We start from the raw sequence: 11,753 nt of genomic DNA on the forward strand, positions 1-11,753 counted from the left end.
AATCAGGTTAATACCCAGAAATAGGTATTTTACGTAAATTCGATTATCCCTTTTTTAAAGTTCTTTCGGCTATTATAGCTCTAGAGCTTTTAATAAGCTGATTGTATTGTACGGTATTGTTGTTCTTGGAAAGAAGCTCTGCGGTATTTAGATCTTTAACAGCCAGTTGGTAGTCTTTCTTTTTGATTTTAACAGAAGCAATACCTAGAACAGATTCGATGTAGGCGTTGTTATCCTTCAACTGCTGAGCTAATATTCCTTGTTGGGTGTAAAACCACAAAGATTGCGGAAGTTTATTTGCCGCATAGTAGATTTTGCCCAGCTGTTGGTAGGCCGACATTTGTCCCACTTTGCTACCTATTCTGCTGTAATTTTTTAAGACCTGCTTTAAAACAATTTGCTCAGCTTCGCTATAGTTAGAAAGTAGTACATGAATGTTACTTAAGCGGATTAGCGTTGCGCCGTAGCGGTTATATTTTTTGTCTTGCTTGTATTCTTTTGCTGCTTTGTTAAAGGTAACTATGGCAGCATCAAAATCGCCAAAACGTTCGTAACGCTCCGCATCTTCAAAAAACTCGTCGGCAGCGGTGCGACTAGCATTGCCCAACACAGCCAAGTTAACAGATAATTGAGGCTGATGATTTTGCTCGGCATTTGGTCCAACAACGTTTTGTGCGTTTGCAAAATTTGCAGTACCAATTGATAAGGTTAATAGCGTTGAGAGTGTGAATATCTCAAGTAGGTAGATTTTTTTCATCTATTTATATTTTCATTGGCTTGGAAACCGTCATGGCTTGGTTTAGGCTACAACATCCAAGACAATTCACAGCACAAAGATATAAATTTTAAGTTACAATAGTTAAATCGTTATTTTCCAAACACTTTAGCGCTGTTAATTTGCAATTTATAATTGCCTCTCACATGAAAATTTATGGTAATGATGTAACAAATCATCTTTAAAACCATCGAATCATAAAAAACTTAAAGCTATGTTAGTAACCACAACAAATAATGTAGAAGGTAAAAAAGTAGTTAAATACATTGGCCTTGTAACAGGAGAAACAATTATAGGAGCAAACTTTTTCAAAGATATTTTTGCAGGAATTAGAGATATTGTAGGAGGACGTTCTGGTTCGTATGAACAGGTATTGCGTGAAGCAAAAAATACCGCAGTTAGCGAAATGCAACAGTATGCAGCAGCAATGGGTGCCAACGCTATTATAGGTGTTGATTTGGATTATGAAACTGTAGGAAGCGGGGGTAGCATGTTAATGGTAACTGCTAGCGGAACTGCAGTTGTTTTGGAAGATTAAACCCCAAACCCCTGAAGGGGCTTCGACCGAACATAAAAAAGCCCGAGATATCTTTTAAATATCTCGGGCTTTATATTTTTTGAGTTTTAATCCCGATACTTCGGGTTTTCAATACATTTAACTTTCTTATTAGCGTTGCGGCATTTTCGGCATGTTGCGCATCATTTTTGCAGCCGCCGCTGGATTAGAGAACTGTTTCATCACCTTTCTCATATCCTCAAATTGTTTTAAAAGCTTAGTTACATCCTCTACCTTGTTGCCAGAACCTTTTGCAATTCTAAGCCTGCGGCTTTGTTGTATCGAATCTGGATTTTCCTTTTCGTAGGGTGTCATCGACTGAATAATCGACTCAATTCCTTTAAATGCATCATCGTCGATATCTACGTTTTTCATCATCTTTCCAACGCCAGGTATCATGCCCATCAAATCTTTCATGTTACCCATTTTCTTGATTTGTTGGATCTGACCGTAGAAATCGTTAAAATCGAATTTATTCTTGCGGATTTTCTTTTGTAATTCGGCAGCCTCCTTCTCGTCAAACTGTTGTTGAGCACGCTCTACAAGGGAAACCACGTCGCCCATGCCCAAAATACGAGAAGCCATCCTATCTGGATAGAATACATCCAAAGCTTCCATTTTCTCACCAGTACCAATAAACTTAATAGGTTTATCAACCACCGATTTAATAGAAAGCGCAGCACCACCACGGGTATCACCATCTAATTTGGTTAATACCACACCTGTAAAATCTAAACGATCGTTAAATACTTTAGCTGTATTTACCGCATCCTGACCAGTCATCGAATCTACCACGAATAAAATCTCGTGTGGTTTAGTCTGTACTTTAACCTCCGAAATTTCGTTCATCAAAGCCTCATCAATAGACAAACGACCAGCAGTATCTACAATAATTACGTTATTGTTGTTCTTTTTACCTTCGGCAATACCTTCCAAGGCAATAGCCACAGGATCTTTCGATTCTTTATTTGCGTAAACCGGCACACCAACTTGCTCACCTAAAACCTGCAACTGGTCAACAGCAGCGGGGCGGTAAACGTCGCCGGCAACCATTAAAGGTTTTTTGCCTTTGCTTTTTAAGTGTAATGCCAATTTACCAGTGAAGGTTGTTTTACCCGCACCATTTAAACCAGCAATTAATATTACCGTTGGGTTGTTTTTCAAATCCAACTCGGTAGCTTCACCACCCATTAAGGCAGCAAGCTCGTCGTTCATAATTTTGGTAAGCAATTGCCCTGGCGAAATGCTGGTCAATACGTTCGATCCCAAAGCCTTTTCTTTCACTTGATCGGTAAAAGTTTTGGCCGTTTTGTAATTTACGTCTGCATCAAGTAAAGCCTTTCTAATCTCTTTCATGGTCTCTGCCACGTTGATTTCAGTAATGCTTCCCTGTCCTTTTAGAACTTTAAATGCCCTATCTAACTTATCCTGTAAATTTTCAAACATTGCTTGATAATTAAATTTTTAAGATTGCAAAGGTAAAGAAATTTACGATTTTATCCCTTACGAAAAGGAACGATTTTGAATTGAAATTGTAGCGCTAAATATTTTGAAAAGCAATAGCAGCGAAGAAAGTTCCGATAGTGCCGCTTTCCGCTTTACTTGGGGCAAACACACAGGTTTGCCCCTACGTGTTCGCTGCAATCGGATTTAGATCACAAATTTTGTACTACTATGAACTTTGACAGACGTCTGGCAAATGGGATCGTGGTTTGTCAAAGCTTTTTGCATTATGGTATTTCCCGCGTTGGCGTCTTCGCCAACGTGTACTACTTTAAAAAATGGTTGAAACCATTGTTAGGGCGTTCGCTTTTTGCCCACGATTTAAATCGTGGGCTGGGGAGAAATGTAAAAAATTAAGGATTGATATAAATCCGTTGGCCGGGACGCCAACAAGAGAATAAGGAAACTTTGTGTTCTTTGTGCCTTTGTGGTTATCTTAATCCTAGAAACTAGCCCCGACAGCAGTGAAAATACTTTTTGATGTATTTCTGTTAGTGTTTTTGCCAACGATCACAAAAAGATTGCAACGAAAAGCGGGACTGCCACTAAATAGCAGCACTACACTTGCGCTTCAAATAAAAAATTATCTTGGAAAGGTAAAACTTACACCGAGCGCCAAAGCCTGACTGCTTTGCACCTTTAGGTCCATGTCTTTATCGTACAAAATAACGCCGGTTAGCGAAACGTTCAAGAAGCGGTTCAATTTCGAGGTAACTACTACATCTAAACGATGATCAGTTTCTTTAACATCTTCGTAGGGTATGAACATATTATATTTGGCCTTTAAGATGGTATTTTTGATGATCTCCTTTTCCAAATTGCTTACCACCTGAAAAGCAAGGTCGTTTCTTAATTTCTTGCCAACCTCTACACCAAAGTTTTTGGGATTAGTTTTGTAAATGGTGGTATCTAACACAAAAGTTTGGCGAGCCGTACCTGTACCAATACGAGTAGAAAACACTTTACTTGGCTTATACTCGAAACCCAGTGATTGGGTTAAATAACCTGGCGACATAAACCTAGAAAGTATTTTTGCAACCTCGTTACCATTGGCATCTCTACTATAAGAAAAACCTTTATCAAACTGCGATTCGAAACTTAAAGAAGCGAAGAAATACCAGTTTTTAGATAATTGTACAGCGGCTTTGTTATCCCAATAAATACGGTCGTTGGTTTTCTTTTGCAGCTGGTCTTTGTTCTTCACCTTTCCGTATTGCAAAATAACCTCGCTGGTGTAACTGTAACTTTCTTTGCTATACTCTGCTTTATGGTTTAACAGTGCGCCAATGGCAATAGAGTTGGTACCACCTCCTTTCCAGTTATCGCTAAATGAAGCTTGGTTGGCATTGATACCAACGGTAGCCTTTGTTTTCCAATAGTTGATTTTTGCCTGTACCAAAGCGGGTTTAAGCTCTACGGGTTGGAAAGTGATTGTACCCAACCTAGATGGCAACGGATTTCGCTTCAATTTAATCTCCATATCTTTTAAGGGAATAGGAACAGTGTCTATTTCTTGGGCAGAAGTAGAGAGGTAAAATCCTGAAATCGCAAAAAGGGTAAGTATTAAACGCTTCATTTTCTACAAAATAACGCAAAATTTTATGAAATATTGATAAGGGAATTAGCTTTATGCTACAAAATTAAGCCTTTATTAATTTTAACCAATTATATCTTTTCCTCGTAGTTAGATAGGTTAGTTCACATTCGTGTAGATAGGCTTCTTTTTCGAACACAATATTTAAATATGCTTTATAATGTGACTTGTAAATAAGCAGGTTGATGAGGTAATTGAGCAAATAAAGCAGGTAAAAAGGAATTAAAAGCAGCTCTAGCTGTTGTTGGTGGTGTATTTTCTCGTGGTTAATCAATACCACATCATTTTTATAGGCCTTACTTTTAACTAAAATAAAAGGATAAATAGCCATTGCAGCTGCCGGCAGTTTTTTAAAGACAATAAAAAGTGCCATTAATGTTGGTCTATGGTTAGCTTAGGCAAGGTTGGCAAACGAAACATTGATGGGTTACGCTTGTAAGAAGCATAGCTATTTTTCACAAATTGGATAAATTGATATTCGGAAGCGCTCAACACAAACTGGTAGGTTGGGCGGTACTGTGTCATGAAGTCTTGTAGGTTTTCTTCTTTGATATCTATTAACGCCGACACGTAATTTGGTCTGTAACGATAGTCGATCACTTGCTCTTTGTAATCTTTTTCGAGGATTTTTTGTAGATGACGGGCATTTTTACCTTCTCTGCTCAGCAGGTTATAAATGGCATCGATACCCAATCCAACGCTGCCCATACCCAAGTTTAGCAAATCTTTACTGCTCCCCTTGTCTAGTTTGTATTTGTATTCTTCTAGCTTAGATTTATACAGTTCTTGCGGAGTTTTAGCTTTGCCATAAATGCTAACCTCTTTTAATCTGATACCCATTGAACGGAGCTGAAAAACGATAGCGCTTTGTCCGCGGTAAACCACTGTATCCATTGCATGACCACTTAATGCAGCAAAAAGGGTGTCGCCCAATTTTACTGGCGCAGAAAACTCACCTTTGGTGTTGTTGTAAAAACCTTCGTCTACAGACGAGTTGTAGATGTAAACTTTTGCCAATCGGAGTTTGGTGTCTTTATCTACCACAAATCCTGGAACCGTTTTTTGTTGCGCAAACGTGTTTAGGGCACTCAGAAATAATATGGACCAAAATAGTATTCTCATTAATTAAGCAAAGCTACAATTTATAAAAATTGGGCTATTTATCTTAACATTATTTAACTACCTGCAGTTTTTGCCCAATTTTAATATTATTGTCTGGCAATTGATTGATAGCTTTTAGCTCATCTACCGATATTTTATAGAGCTGACTAATCCTATACAAAGTTTCGCCCTGCGATACGGTATGGAATTTGCCGTTTTCTAAACTTGCTGGCGGATCTTTTGGTGCCACACTAACTGGCGTGTATAATTTCTTTTCGTTGGGGATATTGGCATTAATTTCCTTAAAGACCTTATCTTCTCTAGCCAGTTTTTCACGTTCGCTTTCAGACTGATCGTACTGATATAGCTTGTACTTATCAATAATGTTAATGAGCAGTTCCGGATACCTTGGATTGGTGGCATAACCCGCATTTTTTAAGCCAATAGCCCAATTTCTGTAGTCGTTTTTATCTAGCTCAAAAAGTGCCGCATAGCGTTTACGTTTTAAAAACTCTGAATGGTCCTTGTAAGATTCCCGAGGATCTTTGTACACTCTAAAGCAGTCGTCGCGGTTATCGTCGTCTTTGTAGTAGGCTTTACCTTTCCAATCTGAGGTACATTTAATGCCGAAATGATTGTTAGCGTACTTTGCCAAATCGCTACTGCCGCTGCCCGATTCTAAAATACCTTGCGCCAAAGTGATGCTTGCAGGAATACCAAATTTATTCATTTCTTCTATTGCGATGCCTTTAAAAGCATCGATATAGGATAGGGTGGTGTAAGAAATAGGAGTAGGGTTGTCCTTTTTAGCATTTTTTTCAATTTGCTTGTTGTTTTTACTGTATTGTCTTGTTTTACAAGCACTGGCAAAAACCATTAAAAAAGCTAAGAAAAAGAGTTGTCTATTTTTACTCATGTTGCGGCATTAAAGTTTTAGTTTTTGTCCCGGTTTTAAAGCGTTTGATTTAAGCCCGTTTTTGCTTATTAGTGCTTTAACGGTAGTTTTGTTTCGCTTGGCAATGATACTTAAATTATCTCCCTGCTTTACGGTATAAGTTCTGCTATTTTTCTTTTTAGGTCGATAAACAGGTTTTGGCTCAACAGGTTCTATGTAATCTTCTGGGCGATTATCATATTGGTAAAGTTCGTATTTATTGATAAGTGCAATGACCTGCGAAGCCCAAGTTCTGCTGTGGGCATAGCCGCCACGCTGTATTCCTCTTGCCCAAGCTTTAAAATCGTATTGGTCGTGCTTATCGAAAAGCGTGTTAAAATGGTTACGGCTTTTTAAGAAAGTGATAAAATGATTATAAGACGAATCTACCGTTGGAAAATCTCTGTACGCAGAGCGGATTTCGGTATTTGAATTTTTGCCCTTAAAACCAAAATGGTTTTTGAGGTGACGGGCAATTTTACTTTTTCCTGCAGCAGATTCGTGAATGGCAACGCCTAAGATAATACTTGCTGGAATATGATGTTCTTCCGAAAGGTCTTGTGCAATGTCTGCATATTCTTCGATGTATTCTTCGGTTGTTTGTGCCTTTGCAAAAAAAGCAGCGGTAACAAGAATAAGGAGAAGTAGAGTTTTTTTCATTGTGTTATCCTTTAGCGTCATTTCGACTGTAGGGAGAAATCTGTTATGTTGCTGCAGCAATACTATCCTGGAGATTTCTCCCTACGGTCGAAATGACGGGGTGTAATTACTTCTTTCTAATGACAAACAAGCCATCTCTAACGGGCAAAATCAACTTTTCTACCCTAGTATCTTCATTTATTTTATCGTTAAAAGAACTGATGTTTTTAGTGTCTTTATCTTGTGCGTTGTTTACAACTTTGCCGCTCCAAAGTACGTTGTCAACAATGATTAATCCGCCAGCACGCACTTGGTCAAAGATTAAATCGTAATAAGTTCCATTGTTTTTTTTATCAGCGTCGATAAATACTAAATCAAAAGTTTCGCTGATGCTTTTTAAACTTTCTTGGGCATCGCCTATGGTGTATTTTATTTTTGAGTTTAAAGGAGATTTAGCAAAATTTCCACGCACCATATCTTCTAGCTCTGCGTTGATATCTAAAGTATAGATAATACCGTCTTCAGTTAAACCTTCGGCTAAACACAAGGTGGCATAGCCAGTAAATGTGCCAATTTCCAATATCCTTTTAGGCGAAATCATTTTGCTAAGCATACTTAAAACCCTGCCTTGATAATGGCCGCTCAGCATTCGTGGCATCAAAACTTTAAGGTTGGTTTCTCTGTCGATATGTTGCAGCAACTGGTCTTCGGGCTCGCAATATTTTATTAATAGTTGTTGTATTTTAACGTTCTCTTCTTCGCTTACCATTATGCTTATAAACGGTTTTGTTCCATAAAATATTGCAGAATTATTGTGGCCGAGATGGTATCTACTCTTTCTTTATCTCTTCTGTCTGTCTTTTTCAATCCACTTTGCATAATAGTAGCATGCGCCATTTTTGAAGTAAAACGTTCATCTACCCAATGCTGCGGAATAGTTGGGAAGTTCTTTTTTAAAATGGTAGAAAACCCTTTAACGTGCTGGTAATTTTCCGAAGGCGTACCATCCATTTGTTTGGGTTCGCCTAAAACAAAAGCATCAACTTGTTCTGCCATCAAGTATTTTTTGATGAACTCAACCACGTCTTTAGGGTGTATGGTATCTAGTCCTGTTGCGATAATTTGCAGCGGATCGGTTACGGCAATGCCGATACGTTTGGTGCCATAATCGAAAGCCATGATACGTGCCATGTGGGCAAAGATAATGTTTTTAAAATTTATGGCTTTTAATTAGAAATTAGGATTGTACGGGCCTTGTTTTCCAAAACTGTAAATAATTTATGTTTACCCGTAGTGCATTATACTTTTTTTAATTTGAAAAACATAGCATTCTTACCTATAAGTACTTAAACAATTTAACCACTTTTATTGAACACCCCGGTCTTCGACCACCCCTCTGAAAGAGGGGAATGGAGAACGAAATTCCCCTCCTTTGGAGGGGTGCCTAAAAGGCGGGGTGGTTATTTTGATGTTGATTTCATTTTATGATAATGCACTACGGGTATTTATGTTTATTCCATTTTAAAAGCAAAAGACAAAAAAAACGGACAGCCCAATTAAGAACTGTCCGTCAAAAATCAAACATTAAAATTCTCTATTTATACAGCTGGTTAAACAGCCATTTAAATGTACCGTGAGTTTGCGATCTGAAAGTAATTTCTGGACCAAAAGCATATAACTTCCCTTTTCCATAATCTGCTTCGAAGGCTGCCACACCATCTTTCAAGTAAGCTTGTCCCCAAGCCCAACCACTGCGCAACGGTTTATCGGTAGCAAACCAAGCTAAAGGTTTCACCTTCGCTTTGTCGTCGGTAATTTTAAATACCGGACTGTTATCAAAATACACATCGGTATTTTCATCTAAGCCCCAGTTTGCTGCCAATTTAGCATCCGTTTTTACACTCAAAACACTTCCAGGAACGTAGTACTTATCGTTAGGTAAACGTTTTCCATCTGCAGTAAGCAAAGCGTTTTTAACTGGCAAGCCTAAATGAGCCGCCAAATTCGTCGCCGAACCTATGGCTACGATATTTCCTCCATTTTCTAGGAAAGCTTTCAATTGTGGCACCGATTTCTCGGCAGTCATTCTGCCAACTCTTCCTTTAAATTCATCTGGGATATTTTCAACTGCTGGCGGATTAAATCCTCTTCCTGATCCTTCATTACCAAAAGCAGGAACCGAACCGCCCATCATAATCAATACATCATAGTTATCTTTCAATTTGCCAGCATCAATATCTGGCGGATAAACTACTGTAATATCATAATGGTACTGCTCCATGATGTACCTGATCCAACCCGATGGCATTGAGCCACCGTAAGTATCCCAAAGTGCAATACGCGATGGTTTAACTTTTACCGCTCCTTTTGGTTTGCTTGCCGCAGTTACCTTCATTCCAAAATTATGCTCTGCTTTGTTTAATGCAGTCTTAGCCGCTGCCGAAGCAGGAACATAGAATGAACCATCAGCTGGGTTTCTCAATACTTCAACCTTTGCTTTTAACAGTTCATTTACAGCCAAATAACTCTCGTTAGCTTGTGCGCTTAAGGCGTAACCGCTAGCGTTAGGCAAAGCTTGAGGAGTTGCTTTCAGCAATTCGCCAAAAGGTGTTTTTTGGAACGGGCCATCAAAAGCATTTACAATTCTATCGAACTTTACATTCATTAAATAAGCCAAAGTCCAACCTGCGGCATCATAAGGTGCTGTTGGCGGGCCGCCTTCGTATTTAAAATCGTTTGGGTGGTCTTGTGGCTCAAACATATCCAACACATGTGGTCTAAATGCTTGGTCTGTTTTTACTATATAAGAACCTGCCGGATATTGTTTACCTTCTACCGTGAAAGGAGCAGTAGCTTTTTGCACCACCACACCGGTTCTAATCAAAGCATTTAAAAAACGGATTGCCGTAGTAAAATCTGGCTGATCTGCAGAAATGATATAACCTCTGGCATCACGCAACTTAGGATCTTTCATTACTTCATCAAAAAACTTTGGATCCATACCTCTTCTACTTCCGCTGTTATCCGATTTTTCCTTCTTTGCCGCAGCATTTATGGCTTCTATCTTTTGAGGCGAGAAAGACCAAGTATCTTTACTTCCTCTCTCGATAGAGTTCTTGCCCATTTTATACACATTAAACAGCAACTCATCGTGATAACGTTGCGCATAATTTAATACCGCATAGTTTAAGGAAACCGAATAATCTATCGCATTTTTAAAATACCATTTTTGCGGCGTAACCGGATTTGGAGAATCGCTATTTGGCAACAAACGAGAGGGCACCAAAGGAATTTCCATTGGCGTGGGACTACCCACAATTTCGGTTAACAAACCTACCATGTTATGGAAATAGGTTGTTGTTCTTAAACCTCCATTGTACCAAGTAGAGAAAACAGAACCGTTACGTTGCGTGTAACCCGGCTTATCTTCCACATTTAAGCGGTTGTGCATTGCTGCTCCAACAGCATCTAAACTTGTCAGGATAATTGGATCGAAAACGTAGTTATGTGGATCACGAAATGGAGGACCAGCCACTACTGTTCCCGCAGGTCCAGATTGGTGATGGTTATACATAATTTGCGGGTTCCATTCGATAAACAGCTGGCGCCCCATATTCTGCGTTTCCTTCAAATTCAGCATAAAGAAATCGCGGTTATTATCGTGCCCTGCATATTTTTGGTACATCCTTGGCAAACCTGCTAAAGATCTTTTCTCTGGAGTTTTCTCCCTCAAGTACCAATTGGTTTGCAATTCTTGTCCATCTGGGTTGGCATGTGTCATTAAAATAATAACCTCATCTAAAATCTTCGTAGTTTCTGCATCAGTTCTACTCACCAAATTATAAGCCGTTTGAATTAATTGGTGTGCACCCACTGTTTCGTTGGCATGTAAGCCGCCATCAATCCAAACTACCGCTTTACCTTGCTGAGCCAAATCTTTCGCTTGTTGGTCGGTCAAACCTTCAGCTCTTGCTAATTTTTGAGAAATGGCTTTGTATTTCTCCAAGTTTTTGTGGTTTTCTGGCGAAGTAACAATGAGCATATACTGGCTTCTGCCCTCTTCGGTTTTACCAATATCAACCAGTTTTACCCGTTTTGAACTGGCTGCTAATTTTTTAAAATAAGCTTCGGTTTGAGTATAATTAGCCAATTGGTAATTATCGCCAATGGTAAAACCAAAATGTGATTTAGGAGATGGTACTTCCTGCGCAACCGCATTGAAACTGGTAGCCAACAAGAACATCCAAACGCCTTGCTTTAAATATCTTTTTATCATACTATTTTATGTTTGAAGGTTATATCAAATATATGACAGATAAAGCGGTGGCGAAGGACCTCATTAAATTTGTTACATGAACGAAGTTAGCCGCCTAAAGGTTGCTGCTCAGAGGCTTCTTCTATAAGCCTAAAATTATCCGAAATCTGATCTTTTGTTAAGCGTTTTAATAGGGGCTGTTCTATCTTAAACTCCCTATATTCATCAGGGCTCATAATAGGAATGCCCGATACAATGGGGTAAACTCGTTTACACTCATCACAAATTAAAATTCCTTCTAAAATGTTTTCATCAATGTCTTTTAATGTGATGGTTAATTTTAAATCGGCTTTATCAAACGAACAACAAAGTTTATTAATAGTTTCTATTCTCATT

General features: G+C 38.7%; 12 protein-coding genes. 1 reads left to right on the plus strand and 11 read right to left on the minus strand.

Features of this window, described 5'->3' with window-relative positions:
* Nucleotides 1-43: 43 nt before the first annotated feature.
* Nucleotides 44-757 (minus strand): hypothetical protein, encoded by a 714-nt coding sequence (locus tag REI64_RS09490; protein WP_308849875.1) that lies wholly within the window; start codon nt 755-757, stop codon nt 44-46.
* Between the two features lie 232 nt (nt 758-989).
* Between REI64_RS09490 and REI64_RS09495 the strand changes: the two genes are divergently transcribed.
* Entirely contained in the window at nt 990-1,313 is a 324-nt protein-coding gene (locus REI64_RS09495) for a YbjQ family protein (protein ID WP_308849876.1), read from the plus strand.
* A gap of 129 nt (nt 1,314-1,442) precedes the next feature.
* On the opposite strand, the gene ffh is transcribed toward REI64_RS09495, so the two are convergent.
* The 10 genes from ffh to REI64_RS09545 all read right to left on the minus strand — a co-directional run bounded on the left by ffh (nt 1,443) and on the right by REI64_RS09545 (nt 11,752).
* Nucleotides 1,443-2,777 (minus strand): signal recognition particle protein, encoded by a 1,335-nt coding sequence (gene ffh, locus REI64_RS09500; RefSeq protein WP_308849877.1) that lies wholly within the window; start codon nt 2,775-2,777, stop codon nt 1,443-1,445.
* 640 nt (nt 2,778-3,417) lie between these two features.
* Nucleotides 3,418-4,410: a DUF3078 domain-containing protein gene (locus REI64_RS09505; RefSeq protein ID WP_308849878.1), complete on the minus strand. Its 993-nt coding sequence runs from the start codon at nt 4,408-4,410 to the stop codon at nt 3,418-3,420.
* 64 nt (nt 4,411-4,474) lie between these two features.
* Nucleotides 4,475-4,801: a hypothetical protein gene (locus REI64_RS09510; protein ID WP_308849879.1), complete on the minus strand. Its 327-nt coding sequence runs from the start codon at nt 4,799-4,801 to the stop codon at nt 4,475-4,477.
* The gene (locus REI64_RS09515) at nt 4,801-5,550 is read right to left on the minus strand and encodes a hypothetical protein (RefSeq protein WP_308849880.1); all 750 of its coding nucleotides are present in this window, start codon (nt 5,548-5,550) and stop codon (nt 4,801-4,803) included. Before REI64_RS09515 ends, REI64_RS09510 begins: the two co-directional genes overlap by 1 nt.
* A 49-nt stretch (nt 5,551-5,599) precedes the next feature.
* A complete protein-coding gene (locus REI64_RS09520; RefSeq protein ID WP_308849881.1) occupies nt 5,600-6,445 on the minus strand; it encodes a glucosaminidase domain-containing protein in 846 nt (281 codons plus the stop codon).
* A gap of 9 nt (nt 6,446-6,454) precedes the next feature.
* Nucleotides 6,455-7,123, minus strand: coding sequence for a glucosaminidase domain-containing protein (locus REI64_RS09525; protein WP_308849882.1), 669 nt, complete (start codon nt 7,121-7,123; stop codon nt 6,455-6,457).
* 106 nt (nt 7,124-7,229) lie between these two features.
* Entirely contained in the window at nt 7,230-7,871 is a 642-nt protein-coding gene (locus tag REI64_RS09530; RefSeq protein WP_308849883.1) for an O-methyltransferase, read from the minus strand.
* 5 nt (nt 7,872-7,876) lie between these two features.
* A complete protein-coding gene (gene ruvX / locus REI64_RS09535) occupies nt 7,877-8,293 on the minus strand; it encodes a Holliday junction resolvase RuvX (protein ID WP_308849884.1) in 417 nt (138 codons plus the stop codon).
* A gap of 403 nt (nt 8,294-8,696) precedes the next feature.
* A complete protein-coding gene (locus tag REI64_RS09540; protein ID WP_308849885.1) occupies nt 8,697-11,378 on the minus strand; it encodes a M14 family metallopeptidase in 2,682 nt (893 codons plus the stop codon).
* A gap of 86 nt (nt 11,379-11,464) precedes the next feature.
* Complete coding sequence (locus REI64_RS09545; RefSeq protein WP_308849886.1) at nt 11,465-11,752, minus strand: Trm112 family protein; 288 nt, start codon at nt 11,750-11,752, stop codon at nt 11,465-11,467.
* Nucleotide 11,753 lies beyond the last annotated feature (1 nt).

It is taken from the genome of Pedobacter sp. (genome assembly GCF_031119335.1).
GTDB lineage: Bacteria > Bacteroidota > Bacteroidia > Sphingobacteriales > Sphingobacteriaceae > Pedobacter.